The 15,529-nt window shown below is 47.0% G+C and carries 13 protein-coding genes and 2 pseudogenes; 5 read left to right on the top strand and 10 right to left on the bottom strand.

From position 1 onward, the window contains the following. Nucleotides 1-602: 602 nt before the first annotated feature. Together CRECT_RS02380 and dnaJ are read right to left on the bottom strand one after the other, a co-directional pair. Nucleotides 603-881: a hypothetical protein gene (locus tag CRECT_RS02380; RefSeq protein ID WP_039888286.1), complete on the bottom strand. Its 279-nt coding sequence runs from the start codon at nt 879-881 to the stop codon at nt 603-605. A 716-nt stretch (nt 882-1,597) separates the two neighbouring features. Continuing rightward, the gene (gene dnaJ, locus CRECT_RS02375; protein ID WP_004320126.1) at nt 1,598-2,770 is read right to left on the bottom strand and encodes a molecular chaperone DnaJ; all 1,173 of its coding nucleotides are present in this window, start codon (nt 2,768-2,770) and stop codon (nt 1,598-1,600) included. 159 nt (nt 2,771-2,929) lie between these two features. Here dnaJ and CRECT_RS02370 point away from each other — a divergent pair, with 159 nt between their 5' ends. From CRECT_RS02370 to recR, 3 genes are read left to right on the top strand one after another with little or no spacing between them, the layout of a single operon-like run. Then, complete coding sequence (locus tag CRECT_RS02370) at nt 2,930-3,601, top strand: response regulator transcription factor (protein ID WP_002948262.1); 672 nt, start codon at nt 2,930-2,932, stop codon at nt 3,599-3,601. Further along, entirely contained in the window at nt 3,598-4,851 is a 1,254-nt protein-coding gene (locus CRECT_RS02365; RefSeq protein WP_004320070.1) for an ArsS family sensor histidine kinase, read from the top strand. The genes CRECT_RS02370 and CRECT_RS02365 overlap by 4 nt, the downstream gene beginning before the upstream one ends. Further along, nucleotides 4,835-5,407 (top strand): recombination mediator RecR, encoded by a 573-nt coding sequence (gene recR / locus CRECT_RS02360; protein ID WP_004320065.1) that lies wholly within the window; start codon nt 4,835-4,837, stop codon nt 5,405-5,407. Before CRECT_RS02365 ends, recR begins: the two co-directional genes overlap by 17 nt. A 440-nt stretch (nt 5,408-5,847) precedes the next feature. On the opposite strand, the pseudogene CRECT_RS02355 reads toward recR, so the two are convergent. Next, nucleotides 5,848-6,002, bottom strand: a pseudogene (locus CRECT_RS02355) (IS1595 family transposase); the annotation flags it as partial. A 927-nt stretch (nt 6,003-6,929) separates the two neighbouring features. Beyond that, nucleotides 6,930-7,061, bottom strand: a complete 132-nt coding sequence (locus CRECT_RS12910; protein WP_004320134.1) for a hypothetical protein — start codon at nt 7,059-7,061, stop codon at nt 6,930-6,932. Nucleotides 7,062-7,672: 611 nt separating this feature from the next. Between CRECT_RS12910 and pyk the strand changes: the two genes are divergently transcribed. Further along, a complete protein-coding gene (gene pyk / locus CRECT_RS02345) occupies nt 7,673-9,136 on the top strand; it encodes a pyruvate kinase (RefSeq protein WP_004320090.1) in 1,464 nt (487 codons plus the stop codon). A 619-nt stretch (nt 9,137-9,755) separates the two neighbouring features. Beyond that, a pseudogene (locus CRECT_RS02340) lies at nt 9,756-9,943 on the top strand (hypothetical protein); the annotation flags it as partial. 88 nt (nt 9,944-10,031) lie between these two features. On the opposite strand, the gene CRECT_RS02335 reads toward CRECT_RS02340, so the two are convergent. Genes CRECT_RS02335 through CRECT_RS02310 form a run of 6 tightly spaced genes read right to left on the bottom strand, consistent with a single transcriptional unit; the run spans nt 10,032 to nt 15,529 of the window. Then, nucleotides 10,032-10,835: a shikimate dehydrogenase gene (locus tag CRECT_RS02335; protein ID WP_004320104.1), complete on the bottom strand. Its 804-nt coding sequence runs from the start codon at nt 10,833-10,835 to the stop codon at nt 10,032-10,034. Next, nucleotides 10,832-11,758, bottom strand: coding sequence for an SPOR domain-containing protein (locus tag CRECT_RS02330; RefSeq protein WP_004320058.1), 927 nt, complete (start codon nt 11,756-11,758; stop codon nt 10,832-10,834). Before CRECT_RS02330 ends, CRECT_RS02335 begins: the two co-directional genes overlap by 4 nt. A 9-nt stretch (nt 11,759-11,767) precedes the next feature. Beyond that, a complete protein-coding gene (locus CRECT_RS02325) occupies nt 11,768-12,310 on the bottom strand; it encodes a DUF1882 domain-containing protein (RefSeq protein WP_004320117.1) in 543 nt (180 codons plus the stop codon). Continuing rightward, nucleotides 12,310-13,554, bottom strand: a complete 1,245-nt coding sequence (locus CRECT_RS02320) for a serine hydroxymethyltransferase (RefSeq protein WP_004320095.1) — start codon at nt 13,552-13,554, stop codon at nt 12,310-12,312. Before CRECT_RS02320 ends, CRECT_RS02325 begins: the two co-directional genes overlap by 1 nt. Then, the gene (gene lysS, locus CRECT_RS02315; RefSeq protein WP_227932336.1) at nt 13,551-15,056 is read right to left on the bottom strand and encodes a lysine--tRNA ligase; all 1,506 of its coding nucleotides are present in this window, start codon (nt 15,054-15,056) and stop codon (nt 13,551-13,553) included. The genes CRECT_RS02320 and lysS overlap by 4 nt, the downstream gene beginning before the upstream one ends. Further along, complete coding sequence (locus CRECT_RS02310; protein WP_004320130.1) at nt 15,056-15,529, bottom strand: Fur family transcriptional regulator; 474 nt, start codon at nt 15,527-15,529, stop codon at nt 15,056-15,058. The genes lysS and CRECT_RS02310 overlap by 1 nt, the downstream gene beginning before the upstream one ends.

The following is a 15,529-nucleotide window of genomic DNA, read 5'->3' as shown; positions in this document are numbered from 1 at the left end:
TACTTGCGATTTTTGGACGAATTTATAATTCTCCTCACGGTTATTTAAGCACTAAATTTAGCCCAAAACGCTTGAAAATCGGTCAAATTTACGCTGCCGACGGTGGTTTGATTTAGTTAAATTTTTCATTTCTCAAACCGCCTAAAATCAACAAACTCGGAACAAAAATTTAACCCGCTAGATTTGACGTAAAGCGTGGGTAAATTTAAGCGACGGGCGGTAAAAATGCGGTCGCGGCCGCCCTACCCGCAGCGATATTTTGCGCAACCAAACCGCTCCAAAAAGCATCCGCGCTCAAACGACCGCTCGCAAATTTAACCCGAACTAAAATTTAGAGTAGCGCTCTACGTCTTCATCGGCGATTTTGCCCTTTAGCTCGCGGCATTTTTATAATATTTCTTTGCGGCCTTATCGTCTTTTAGCGAGTTTTGACAGATCGCGCCTACGACGCAGCAAGCCTCGTAAATGCCGCGCTCGCAGGATATATCAAAGATTTTTATCGGTTTTTTATAGTTCTCGTCCGTTGCCTCTTTGTAAAATTTTTCCGCCTCTAAGCAACTTTTGAAGTATCCGTTTGGGCAGGCCCTTTCGGTGAAAATTTGCTATTTTTTGACGTCTTGTTGCGCGTTTTGACTCCGCGCATACGCCCTTGCCGGCTCGGCACAACCCTCGCCGTAACCTATGTCGCAGGATTTTGTTATCATATCAAGAGATTTTTTAGCGTCTATTGTCGCGCTTATGCCGCCGTCATAGAACCAAGACGGCACAAAATAGCTTGCGGCGTGCCCGCCGTCGTATGCGGTCTTGAGCGCGGCCGCCTCCTTGCCGCCGACAGCAAACAGTCCCGCGCTTATCAACAAAATAAAAACAAGCTTTTTCATACGATAAACCTTCTATGATCCGAATTTATCATACCGCTTCGCGGTTTTTCTATCGCTTTCGTCGCTTTGCCGTCACCAGACCGTAGGCGCAGGCCTGCAGATAGTTTTTTGCGCTGGCAACGTCTTTTTGCTTAGCATCGCGTTATCGCCGAGGTTAAAGCCGGATATGCCCTTCTTTCGCCTCGCAGGCCTTGTGCCGGATTTTCGCCCGCCTTTTGCGCGTTTTTGACGCCAAGCCCCCGCTCGTAAAGTGACCTAGGTTTGCACAACCTAGCGGATAGCCGCTATCGCAGGCCTTTTATAGAGAGGCAGCCTTTGGCGCGTCGGCTTTTGCGCCCTGCTTTTACGGTAGGCGACGCCCAAATTTACACAGGCGAGCATGTAGCCCGCGTCGCACGTCTTTTTAAACGACGCATAAGCTTTTCGTTTCGTCTAGCTCGCATCCATCAAGCCCGATGCCGATACATACGAAGTCTAGGTTCTCACAGCTCTTTTGCGCCGCGCTTACGTCGCACGTCTTTTGATTTGTAAAAAGTCACTCCGCCAAACTCAAAGAAACCGCCGTAAAAACGGCTAAGAAATATAAATTTATTCATCTTGTATTTTCAATGCCGAATTTGACGCGCCGTTTTATAATGAGCGCGAATTTAAGCCCGAACGGCTCGGCAAATTTGACGAAAGATCGGGCTCGCCAAAAGGCAAAAATTTGACGAAATTTACGCCTTTTTGCCCTTTTTCTTGCCTTTGTCGCCAGGTTCCTCGCCCTTAAACCACCCTTTTATCTTGTCTAAGATCCCCTCGTCCTCTTCCTCGTCGTAGCTCGCCCTACCGGCCTTGATACCGAAGCTTTCTTGTAGCTGCTTTAGCAGAGAGATTTGCTCGCCCGTTAGCTCTTTTGGCGTTTTTACGGAGATTTGCGCTACGAGCCTGCCGTATCTTTTGCTATTTACGTTTTTTACGCCAAGCCCGTCAAATACGAACTGCTGCTTGTCCTTTGCTCCGACGGGAAGTTTTAGCTCGGTCGTGCCTTTTAGCGTCGGGATCGTGATCGTCTCGCCCAAAACCGCCTGCGTGAAAAATACCGGAATCTCGATATAGACGTCGTTTTCGTGACGCACGAAATGCTCGTCGGCCTCAACCTCGATATGCACGTATAGATCGCCTCTGGCGCCGGTTGAGGAGACGTTGCCCTTTTCGCTCACGCGCATGCGCATACCGTCGTCGATGCCCTCGGGGATATTTACTTTCACGCTTTGGCGTTCTTCTTTATAACCGCTACCGCCGCACCCGGAGCATCTATCTTTGATCGTTTCGCCGGTGCCGTTACAGTAAGGACACTCCTGCACGAAGCTCATAAAGCCTCGCTGCTGCGATATCCGTCCCCTACCCTCGCAGTGCGGACAAACGTGCGTCTTGCCGTCTTTCGAGCCGCTGCCTTTGCAGGTTTGGCACGGTTTTTTTATCGTAAATTCTAGCTCTTTTTCGGCGCCGAACACCGCTTCGTTAAATTTGATCCTAAGAGCTATTTCTATATCGAGCGGATATTTGCCCGTGCTTTTTTTGCGGCTGCTTGCGCCGGGGCCAAAGCCGCCGCCGAAAAACGAGTTAAAAATATCGCCCAAATCAAAATCGGCGCTAAATCCGCCGGAGCTAAATCCGCCTCTGCTTTCAAGCCCCGCTTTGCCGTATCTATCGTATATCGCGCGCTTTTCCTCGTCGCTTAGCACTTGATAGGCTTCATTTACGAGCTTAAATTTTTCCTCGGCTTCTTTGTCGCCTTGATTGCGATCGGGATGGTATTTTAGGGCTAGTTTTCTAAATGCTTTTTTTATGGTTTCAGAGTCGCTGTTTTTGCTGATTTCTAAAATTTCGTAGTAGTTTATCTCCACAAAATCTCCTAAAGTTTTAAATTTAAATGGCGATTTTATCTTATTATTTCTAAATTTTCAAAACAGGCGAGAATTTTAAACAGAGATGTAAATTTAGAAAAAAAATTTAACATTTTTTGGTTATAATAGTTCTTGTTAAATCTACTTGAAAGGCTTAAAATGATTAATGTTTTAATGATTGAAGACGATCCTGAATTCGCGCAAATTCTCTCCGAGTATCTAAGCGATTTTAATATTAAAGTAACTAATTTTGAAGATCCTTACTTAGGGCTAAGCGCCGGAGTAAAAAATTTCGACTTGCTTATCCTGGACCTTACTTTGCCCGGTATGGACGGCCTAGAGGTATGCAAAGAGATCCGCAGCAAATACAACATTCCTATCATCATCTCTTCGGCCCGCAGCGACATCAGCGACAAGGTCGTCGGCTTGCAACTAGGCGCGGACGACTATCTGCCAAAACCTTACGATCCGAAGGAAATGTACGCACGCATAATGAGCTTAATCCGCCGCTACAAAAAGACCAACGAAGTGCAAGAGGAGGTCGTGGATACGCTATTTAGGATAGACGAGCGCAGGCATGAAATTTACTACAACAACGAAAGCCTGACGCTAACGCCTGCCGAATATGAAATTTTAAGCTATCTTATCAAGCAGCACAGCTTTTCCGTTTCGCGCGAGCAGCTGGTATATAACTGCAAAAGCCTAAAAGACAAGGACTCAAAGAGCTTAGACGTCATCATCGGCAGACTAAGAACCAAAATCGGCGACAGCTCAAAAGCGCCTAAACATATATTTTCGGTACGCGGAATAGGCTATAAACTCATAGGATGAGATACTCCTTAACAACGAAGATAACGGTAGTTTTCGCGCTGGCGTTTTCGCTTGTTTGTATTTTGTTTTACACGTTTGCGAACATCCAGCTGGACAATGCGCTGGAAAAGATAAAAAACAAGCAGCTAAACGCGATAAACTACCTCATCGCCTCATACGAAAAGTCAAATCCTCCGAGCGATTTGACGATTTATTTTAGAAATTTCGGACTAACCTACGTCAAAAGCGACAAAACCGTCGCAAACGTCCTAAGCGGCGGCAAAACCATATTTGCCAAGCAAACGCAGCTGGGGCTCTTCCAGTCGCTGCTTTTTCAGGATAGTTTATATTTGCAGATCAAAAATCCTTCGTTTCAAATTTTGCTTGAAAGCGATGACACCAAAAACATAAACGATCCCATCTGGGTGGGCTTTATCCTCACGAGCGCACTTCTCATTTCGCTTTACGTTTCAGTGATAAACTCGTTGATGCCGCTTAAAAAATTAAGTTCGGATATCAGAAAATTCGGCGCCGGAAACATGGACGTAAATATCGCCAAGCCCGACTCCAACGACGAAATCGCCAAGGTCGCGATAGAATTTGACGCCGCAGCCAGCAAGATCAGGGAGCTTTTGCGCTCGCGCCAGCTGTTTTTACGCACTATTATGCACGAACTAAAAACGCCGATCGGCAAAGGTCGCATAGTCTCTGAAATGGTGCAGAACGAAACGCACAAAAGCCGCCTAATAGCGATATTTGAGCGCCTTGATATGCTCATAAACGAGTTTGGCAAGATCGAGCAGCTGCTATCTAAAAACTACGCTCTAAACTATCAGGAGTCATACTTTTCAAACATCCTTGAACAGGCGCGCGACATGCTGATGCTCGATAAATTTGAAGAAAAAGTGAGCGTAGATATCCGTCAAGATATTTTGCTGCGCGTAGATTTCGGGCTCTTTTCGCTTGCGATCAAAAATCTCATAGATAACGCCCTAAAATACGCCGACGATAAAAAGGCGCAGGTTATCTGCGACAAAGACGGCATCGTCGTGAGAAATCTAGGCAAACCGCTGCAAAACCCCATCGAATACTATTTGCAGGCTTTTATCCGCGAAAAGGGCAACAAAAGCGGCGGTATGGGGCTAGGTCTTTACATCATCGATCACATCTGCCAGATGCACAAATTTAGCCTAAAATACTCATACGAAGACGGCTACCACGCGTTTAAAATTTGCACCAAGCCAAAGGAAAGCGTTGAAAAAAGGGCTTGAGAAATTTAACGAGCTCGTGGCGGCCTTTGAGCGATTGCCGGGCGTGGGCAAAAAGTCCGCCCAGCGCTACGCCTATCACGTCTGCTTAAAGGACAGCTTCGGCGGACTAAAACTCGCGCAAAGCATCGAGGACGCCGTGAGATTTACGGGCAAATGTCAAATTTGCGGCGGGCTTAGCGAGGATGAGATTTGCGACATTTGCAGCGACGAGACCCGCGACAAAGAGCTGCTGGCCGTCGTAGAAAGCCCCAAAGATATCCTGGTTTTCGAGCAAAGCGCGATCTACCGCGGGCGCTACTTTGCGCTCGAGGAGATAACGCAGGGGCAAACCGAAAAACTACGCACGGTCATAGTGCAAAACGGCGTAACCGAGATCATTTTCGCGCTAACGCCCGGGCTTAGCAGCGACGCGGTGATGATTTTTATCGAGGATAAATTAAGCGATCTAAACGTCAAATTTAGCAAGATAGCTCAAGGCGTGCCCACGGGCGTAAATCTCGAAAACATCGACATCCTCTCGCTTATGAAAGCGCTTGATAGCAGAACGAAGTTGTAAAATACGCATAAGCAATCGGCGCCTTATTTTTCCGATAAAGCCAAGGCGTTCGTTTGATCCTATACATTTAGTCTTGCTCGGCTTTCGTAATGTTTTGCGTCCGAATTTAATGCAAATTCGGCGAGACGGCAAAATTCCTTGCCAAATTTAGCGCAATATCTCGACTACGAATTTTATCCTAAATTTAAATGCGAAATTTGGTGAAGCAAGCAAATTTTGCCGTAGCATCGTCTAACTCAAAATGAAATTTTACGCTCGGCTACGACAGAAGCGAGCCGGTTGCTTTTATAAATTTAATTCTCGCAAAAATGCGGCCGAATTTATTTTTCCGCGCTCTTGCCTCCGTCACGTAAAATCAATAAATCAAATTCCGCGTTTCGGCGGTAAATATTCCTCCGAATTTAACGTCGAATTTGATGCTCCACCTAAAAAATATAGGCTCAATTAAACTTAAGCGAATTCTCTCTTATTAATTTTAGTAAAATATGATAGAGCTCTTTCGTATCTTTACTGTTTTAAATTCGCATTCCTTTAGTTGAAGTAAGAAATTCTTTTTCTTAATGCCTTTAAATTTAGATAATCTATGTTTAGCGTATCTCCGTCTGCTCTACTTCACTGTGTTCGTAGCTTTTCAAGACGCAGTAACGAGCGGTCTCGAGTCATTAGGCGACGGTAGCTAGCGAAGCGACGCTAAGCACCGAAGTTTTATTTGCTGCACCTCTGCCTCTTTTCTCAAATAGAGTGCGTCTTATCAGTAGCAAACGAAGTGAAGCTAAGCACAAGACCTCTTACTCTTGGCTTTAAAGTAGCTTTCATCTATTTTAAAACAAGCGAAAACGGTGCTGCAGGCAGGTTTATATAAAGCGAAGTTTTCTAGGCGATTGTGCGAGCTGGAAATCTTACCTGAAAACTTAGATATTTTTAACTTCGCTACACTCGTTACTTTTCAAGAACATAGTTTTTATCGTAACTTACTGCTCCTTTGCATGAGCTTAAGTTAAAGAGAGCCAAATATAATTTTAAATTTCACCGTGCCAAAACCGGTATCAAGCTAAATTTAGCACCGCCAGATTCAAATTCCGCCGAATTTAATAAAGGCAAAATCAAGCCCGCCGCGCACAAAAGCTCCGTAAAAACAAAAAATCACGACCCAAAAGCCGTAAATTTAAGTCGCCCGAAACGAGCGGCGAGAAGTTATTTCGTAGTTTTGGATATGATCGGTTCATTCGCGAGCCTTAGCTAAAAACGCTCTTTGAGAGTCCAAAATCTCCTAAAGAGCGAGTCTTTCGCCGCCTCTTCGCCTAGGATATCGCTTTTCTAGGCACGCCCGTAACGTCCCGCAAAAACAAAGCGACTCGATATCGGGATGCTCCGTCTCATCTTCGCCCGATACTCGTTAGCGTGCCGTGCTTGACCTCGACCAGGCCTGAAAGTCGGCGGGCGGCTTCTCGTAGGTCGTTTGCCTACGAAAAACCGAGTCCGAGCGCTTGGCTCCTGCCGGCTAGCGTAGTATTTGGCGATCTTAAAAGTCAAGACCCGTATCAAACGCAAATCTCATCCGCCCGACCGAGTCGATAGCGACCGTCTTTAGCGCCGTATATAGCTCGCCGGCCGAAACTATCGTCGCTCCCGCGCGTGATCGCTTTGCCGCCAAAGTCGGGGAGCCTCGAAGCTTTTGATCTCTTTTTTAAATCAACCGTCCGTTTGTGCGCCAATGTCGCTCGCGTTAAAGACCGAGATATCGTATTTATCGCAAACTTTTCCTCCAGCTGCTTGCCGCCGCTAAACTCATAATGCGCAAAACTCTCCCTCCGTCATACCGAAGGCGCGGCTGCAAAAACATAGCGTCTGCGTCCTTGCTCTTTGTAGCAATAAGACGCCGTGTAGCCGATATCGTATTAGCCGCTCTTAACAATCCCGTATGCTAAACGGCGCTTTGCGCCGGGACGAACGCCTTATCCTCGCCTCCAGCCCGCCGCCGCTTCGCGTCTTGCCTGCACGCTTAAATTCTTTCACCGCGCCACCTAAAACCAAAGTCGCGCTCTCTTAGACGCCGACTAGCTTTAGCTTATAGATTTTGTCCGCGGCGTTCGCGCCTAGCCAAAAGCAGCCAAACAGCTAAAAACTTTTTTTCATCTTTGCTCCTTAAAATAAATTTGCGCGATTATATTTAAAGCCGTTTGAAAAACATCCAAACCCCTCAAGCGGCAAAATTTATTTTTAAATTTGATGTAAAATTAGGCACTTCAACAAAAAGGATGAATTTTGAGAAAAAAGACGAAAATCCTAGCCACCATCGGACCGGCCAGCCAGAGCGAAGAGGTCATCGAACGACTGGCGCTTGCCGGCGTAAACGCCTTTAGGCTAAATTTCAGCCACGGCTCGCACGAATACCACAAAGAAACGATCAAAAAAATAAGGCGCGTCGAAGCCAAAATCGGACACCGAATCGGCATCTTTCAAGACATCTGCGGCCCAAAAATCCGCGTAGGCAAGCTAAAAGAGCCCTTTAGGCTAAAAGTCGGCGACGCGATAGAAGTGCATAAAGAAGAAATCTTGGGCGAAAAAAACGGCGAGCATAGCTATAAAATAAGCATAAATCAGCCTCAAATTTTACCCCTTTTAAAAGAGGGCGAGTATATCTATCTGTGCGACGGCTCGATCCGCGCCAAAATCGAGTGCCCCGGCGAAAACGTAGTGCTAGCGCGCATCGAAAACGACGGGATTTTAAACTCAAACAAGGGCGTAAATTTCCCAAATACAAAAATCAACATCGACGTCATCACGCCAAAAGACTTTGAGGATATGAAATTTGGAGCCGCTAGCGGCGTAAATTTCGTCGCTATCTCTTTCGTACAAAACGCAAACGACGTCATAAAGGCGCGCGAAATTTTACAAAGCTTCGGCTCGCGGGCTAAAATTTACGCAAAAATCGAAAAATTCGACGCAGTGGAAAATATCGACGAGATCATCGAGGCCAGCGACGGCATTATGGTCGCCCGCGGAGACCTGGGCATCGAGGTGCCCTACTACAAGGTGCCGACGATCCAAAAGCTCATCATCAAAAAGGCCAACGAAGCCTCAAAGCCCGTCATCACCGCGACGCAAATGATGCTAAGTATGGCCGAGCACGAAACGGCGACTAGAGCCGAGATCAGCGACGTGGCAAACGCCGTATTAGACGGCACCGATGCCGTAATGCTAAGCGAGGAAAGCGCCATCGGCAAAAATCCAGTCGCCGTCGTGCAGGCGATGCGAAACACGATCATCCAGACGCAGCAAATTTATCCGTTTAATAAATTTGACAAATTCGAGCGCTACGACGATATAGACGTGGTCGCGGCGAGTTCTGCCAGACTAGCCGTGCAGCTGGACGTCGATAGTATCGTCTCGATCACGAGCTCGGGCAAATCGGTGCTCAAGATGGCCAGATACCGCGCAAACAAGGACATCGTCGCTATCACGCACGACGAGGAGACCGCGCATCAGCTGACGCTCGCTTGGGGCGTGACGCCGGCCTTTGTGCTGGGCAGAGACGACCTCGACTTGCTCGTAGCAAACTCGATCCGCAAGGCCGCCGAGCTAGGCTTTGTGGATCGCGACAAGTCCTACATCATGACGGCGGGCTACCCCGTGGGAGTGGCGGGCAGCACGAACTTCATCCGCATTTTAAAACGCGAGCAGATTGATTATTACATAGAGTTGGCGCAAAAGCGAAAAAAGGGATAAATTCGCTTCAAATTTGACCGCTGCAAAGCTAGCCTGCGACGCAAATAGCGGGCAATGCGCGTTTTTGGCGCCAAAACGACAAGACGCGGAAGCGGTTCTTATAGCTCGGGTTTAAATTTGCCGACTTCCGCCGCTCTTGGGCGCATTTCGCTCGCGTCTTAAGGCTAAATTTAAGCGATATAGCGGCAGTTGGTTGCAAAAAGGCAAATAATTTACGAGCGTCTTTGCGGTTTTGCTTGTTTTGACGAAACACGGCTTTCGCGCGGCTACGGCAAGTATCTAGCCCGTCCGCCGTAAATTTTAAAATTTCAAGGCTAGCGGCGAACTTTATGAAATTTAATAAAAATACGGCGCCGTTTTTTGTGCGCCAAACTCAAATTTAATCCGAATTTATCGCAAGAGAGTTTTTGGAAATTTATAAAAATTTAAGACTCAAGATAAGTTAAAAACTTCCAAAGGAGTTTTTCTCAAAGAGAGTGCGTCTTATCAGTAGCAAATAAAACTTCGGTGCTTAACTTCGCTTAGCGTCGCTTCGCTAGCTACCGTCGCCTAATGGCTCGAGATCGTCGTTACTGCGTCTTGAAAAGCTACGAACGCAGTGAAGTAGAGCAGACGGAGATATGCTAAACATAGATTATCTAAATTTAAAGGAATCTTCTCAAGTGTAGCGACCGCAGGGAAACTAAGCAAAGAGAATTTTCTGTTGGACCTAAAGGAATGCAAATTTAAACTACACAGAAAAACTTATATCAAAATCTCTTAAAATTAATAAGAGGCCTTACAAGTAGCAACGCAAGTCGCAGCTAAAAATCCGATTAAGTTTAATTGAGCCAAATTTTAACTATTGAAACGCGAAAAAAGCGGAGTGAAAAATTTTAAAAACTAGCGAGCGAATTTAACGAAGAGCCAGCGCTTTTCGCATCGAGGCTTCGATTTTGGCCTCGTCAAGCGAGCCTTCAAAAAATAAATTTAACGCCTTTACCGCTTGAAAAAGCAGCATCTCCGAGCCGTCTTTGCACGCGAGCCCGCTAGCGGCGGCTAAATTTAAAAACGGCGTTTTTTTGCCGTAAATCACGTCAAAGGCAAATTTGGCTTTAGCAAAAAGAGGGCGTAAAATCTCGATGGGCGCGGGCAGATTTTCATCATTTAGTCCCGCCGAGGTCGTATTTATGACGAGATCAAATTTGCCGCACTTAAATTCGGCGAAATTCGCCCAGCTAAATTTTTCAAATTCGGCAAAATTTGCCAGCCTTCCCTCGCTTCTATTTAGCACGCAAACTCGCACGCCGCGGCTTTTTAGCGCGTAGGCGACCGCTCTAGCCGTCCCGCCGGCGCCTAAAACGAGAGCCGAATTTATCTGCCCAAAGCCTCCTATCGCTCTCAAAAATCCCGGCGCGTCGGTGTTGTAGCCGTAAATTTTACCGCTGCGAGATACGAGGGTATTTACGGAGCCTATTTTAGCAGCCGTTTCGTCCGCGACGTCGCACTGCGCGAGAGCGGCTTCTTTGTGCGGGACGGTCACGTTTGCACCGCTTAGTTTTAGTTCTTTAAATTTAGAGATGAGTCGCGAACCGTCCGAGAGCTCATAGCGAGTATAGAGGGCTTCGCGAGATAGATCCAGTTCGCCGAGGGCTAGGTTATGTAGCCTCGGCGAAACGGAGTGAGAGATAGGGTTGCCGAAAACGGCGAAAATTTTCATTTTATATTTACGATAAAAGCGTTTGGAGCGGTGTTTTGTTTGATCTTAGCAAGCTCGCTTTTTAGCTGAGCGCCGCTGTAAGGGCCGACTAGCACCTTGATAATCTCGCTACCGTTTACGTTCGTCCTATATAGCTTATAGGCGTATCCTGCGGCTTTTAGCTTGCCAAGCTCAGGCGCTTTTTCATTAAAGTGCTTGACCGCAAAAACCTGTATGTAGCTACCGCTATGAGCCTCGCCGCCGCTAGCTGCAGGAGCTTGTTTGGCCGGCTTTTGTTTAGCCGGTTTTTCTTTAGCCGCGTCGTTTTTAGGTTGTTTCGCCGTTTTTTCTTGCTTAGGCTCTTTTGGCTTGACGACGCTTATGTGCTGTTTTGGTTCGGATTTCGGCTCGCTTGGCTGTGCGCTCGGAGCGTCGTTTTGCTTTAAAGCGCCTTGTATGGTCGCAGGCTCGGTCGGCATAGGAGCGGCAGTCTCTGCTTCTTGCTGTCTTTTATCCTCTTTTTCTTTGAGCGCTTTTACCATATCTTCAAAGCTGTCTTGTCCTTTATTTTCAGACACGATAGGCACTTGCTCGAAAGTAGGATTTGGTTGCTGGGCCTGCGGCTCTGACGGAGGAGGCGGAGCGACGGGAGGGACGTTGGTTTGCGCTATTTGCGGTGCAGGTTCGCTAGGCGGCGGGGTAGGCACGCTCACTTGCTGCGGGATACTTCGAGTGTTATCGGGCTCCGGCGGCAAAGTCAGTCTAGAGTCAGGCTGCGCGACCTGATCATCGGTCTCGGGCGAATTTAAAAATTTCATCACGATGAGAACGCCCAAAAAGATAATGACGAAAACGGCGACGAGGATAAGGATCCTCTTGACGTTTTTGCTCTTTTTGTCTTCGTTGTTATCAAGCATAATGTCTCTTAACTCGTTATACTCCATTTTTACTCCTTACATATGTTTTGACCAGCTTGCGCCGCGCTCTTTTTGATAGACCTTATACGGCAATGTCAAGATATTAAATTCTTTCGGCATTTCCATCGTCGGAAACACTCTCCACTCTTTAACCAAACGCGAGCTAAGTAGCATAGATAGCTTATTTGCGATCTGATAGCCCTCGTTTAGCGTCGTGTGTCCTTTGTGCACGTAAAGGTGCAAGTGCCCCGGCGTCTTGCTCTCGTAGGCGGTAAAATTTATAAACCCCTCCTCGCGAAGCAAAAGCTGAGCTCGGTGCCAAAAGCGCTCGGGCATCCTGCCGTTGTAGTCAAAGACGATATTTTCGACCTTGTCGCCAGGCAGTATCAGCGAGTGCGCGACCGTGATCTTGCCCTCGTCGTGATCTTTCATCACCTGATAGCTTAGAGGCTCGTTTATGAGCTCAAATTTATTAAAAAACATCCGTCCCTTATACTCGATCTTGCTTACTATATTATCGCGCTTTATCCAGTAGTGGTTCGTGTTCATTTTGATTAGCGCCGTATCTATGCTCTGCATCAATAAGTCGCCTTATCGTAGATGATAAATTTGTTCGCAAGCTCTTTTAGCTCGGCTTTTACCCTGCTTTGAAGCTCGGCGTTATTGATATCGCTTAACACGTCGGCGATTTTGTTTGCGATGATCTCAAATTCCGCTTCTTTCATACCCCGAGCCGTAAGCGCCGGACTTCCGATACGGATACCGCTTGTAACGAACGGACTTCTAGTTTCGCCAGGAACCGTATTTTTATTTACCGTTATGCCTGCATTTCCTAGCGCGATATCGGCGTCTTTGCCGCTAAATTCGCGGTTTAAAAAGCTCATTAAAACCAGGTGGTTATCGGTGCCGCCGCTAACTAGATCAAAGCCGCGTTTTACTAAAATTTCGGCTAGCTTTTTGATGTTTGCTTTAACTTGTTTGGCGTAAATTTTCCACTCCGGGCTTAGGTTATGCTTAAAGCCTACCGCCTTTGCCGCGATGACGTGAACTAGCGGCCCGCCCTGAATGCCCGGGAAGATGGACGAATTTATCTTTTTGGCGTATTCTTCGTTATTTGTCATAATGATACCGCCGCGAGGTCCGCGAAGGGTCTTGTGCGTGGTCGAGCTCACCACGTCGCAATGCGGAAACGGACTCTGATGCTCGCCGGCTACGACTAGACCGGCGATGTGCGCTACGTCGGCAAAGAGTATCGCACCGACGGCATCGGCGATCTCGCGGAATTTTTTAAATTCGATCTCTCGCGTATATGCGCTCGCGCCGCACACGATCATCTTCGGCTTTACGATTTGAGCGATTTCCATCACTTTGTCGTAGTTTATGCGTCCGTCAAGCTCTACGCCGTAAAAAAAACTCTGGTAAATTTTGCCCGAGCTACTTACCTTTGCGCCGTGAGTGAGGTGTCCGCCGTGACTTAGATCCATGCCTAAAATTTTGTCTCCGGGGTTTAAAAACGCGCCGTAAACGCCCTGGTTAGCTTGCGAGCCCGAGTTTGGCTGAACGTTTGCAAATTCGCAGCCAAAAAGCTCTTTGCAGCGATCGATCGCTAGCTGCTCGATCTGATCGGCGTATTCGCAGCCGCCGTAGTAGCGTTTGCCGGGATATCCTTCCGCGTATTTATTGGTTAGAACCGAGCCCATCGCTTCCATTACCTCGGGATAGGTAAAATTTTCGCTAGCGATCATTTCGAGATGGTCGCACTGGCGCTCTAGCTCCAAATTTACTAAATCAAAAATTTCTTTATCGTAGCTTTGCAAGCTCATCGATTCTCCTTCGTTTCGTTTTTTAACGGTCTCATCGCAGGGAAAAGCACCACGTCGCGGATAGATTTTTTATTGGTTAGTAGCATCACGAGCCTATCTATGCCGATACCCTGCCCGGCCGTCGGAGGCATCGCGTAGCCCAGCGCTCTCACGTAGTCCTCGTCCATCTCGTGAGCTTCGTCGTCGCCCGCGTCTTTGGCTTCGATTTGCGAAGCGAAGCGGCCGTATTGATCGATCGGATCGTTTAGCTCGTTAAAGCCGTTAGCCAGCTCGCGTCCGGCGATAAATAGCTCAAATCTCTCGGCGATATCGGGGTTTGCGTCGCTTCTGCGAGAAAGCGGACTGATCGATATCGGATAATCGATGATGAAAGTCGGATCGATTAGCTTGCTTTCTACGTAGTTATCGAAAAGCTCGGCTTGTAAGCGCCCCAGATCAAGTTTGGCATTCGCTTCAAAGCCGTCGGCCTTAAGCTTAGCTAGAATTTTGTCTTTATCGCTTATGGTTTCAACGTCCAATCCGCCGATCTCAACAAGCGCTTTTTTATAGGTTATGCGTTTAAACGGCTTGCTAAAGTCGATCTGCATACCGTCAAATTCGATAACTTTAGGCATATCGAGTTTATCAAGAAGTACGTTAAATAGCTCCTCGGTTAGCCCCATCAAATCGTGATAAGTGTGCCACGCCCAGTAAAACTCTATGCTTGTAAATTCGGGATTATGCGTTAAGTCCATACCTTCGTTGCGGAAATTTCTATTCATCTCATAAACCGCGTCAAAACCGCCAACGATGAGACGCTTTAGATAAAGCTCGGGCGCGATGCGTAAAAATCTCTCCACTCCAAGCGCGTTATGAAACGTGACGAAAGGCTTGGCGTTAGCTCCGCCCGGGATCGGGTGCATCATCGGAGTCTCGACTTCTAAAAAGCCTTTATCCTCGAAAAATCTGCGGATCGTGCTAACGATGACGGAGCGACGTTTGAAATCGGCTCTGACCTCTGGATTCATTATCATATCGAGGTATCTTTGGCGGTATCTGGTCTCGATGTCCGTTAGTCCGTGGAATTTCTCGGGAAGCGGCGAAACGGCTTTTGATGCCAATGTCAGCTCGCTAACATGCATCGAAAATTCGCCCGTTCTAGTAACGAAAGCGTATCCGCGCACGTAGATGATGTCGCCAACCTCGATATTTTTCTTTACGACCTTAAACCAATCGGGATCAAGAGTTTTGTTGCTAAAGTAAATTTGAAGATTGCCGTCCTCGTCCTCGATGTTGGCAAATATCGCCTTGCCCGCGTCCCTGATGAGCTTAACGCGCCCGGCGAGACTTACCAGCTGACCTTCGGCGCTCTTTTCTTCGGTGTCGATTATATGTTTAAATTTGAGTCTAAATTTAGTTATATCCATATCGCGACGCAAAAAATGCGGATAAGGATTTACGCCGATATCTCTTAGTTCGTTTGCGGTCTCTAGTCTTTGTATCTCCAGTTGATTTTCAAATATCACTTGCCGCCCTTTGTCTCTTTGGCACCGCACTCTTTGCATACCCCGTAAAGCTGCATCATATGCCCCGTTAGCTTAAAGCCGTGCTCTTTTGCGATATTTGCCTGTCTTTTTTCTATCGTCGAGTCTTCAAATTCGATGATAGTTCCGCATCTGCGGCATATCATATGGTCGTGGTGAGGCTTGGTAGCGAGCTCGAATTTTTTACCTTGCGAGCCGAAGCTGATAGAGGTTACCATCTCGGCTTCTTCGAGCAAATTTAGCGTCCTATAAACGGTCGCGATACCCACGTTTAGCTCCGGATAAGTCTCTTTGATGAAAAAATAAAGCCTCTCGGGAGTGAAATGCTCGTCGTTATTGTAAAGCGTTTTTAGTAAAACTTCTCGTTGCTGCGTGTATTTTAGTCCGTTTTCTCTCAAAATTTTTTTAAATTTCTCAAGAAGCGCATCGTATTCTAAATTTTCAATCGTCAT

Origin of the sequence: Campylobacter rectus (assembly GCF_004803795.1) — a bacterium.
GTDB classification, from domain to species: domain Bacteria; phylum Campylobacterota; class Campylobacteria; order Campylobacterales; family Campylobacteraceae; genus Campylobacter_A; species Campylobacter_A rectus.
This window is presented reverse-complemented; position numbering and strand designations above follow the sequence as displayed.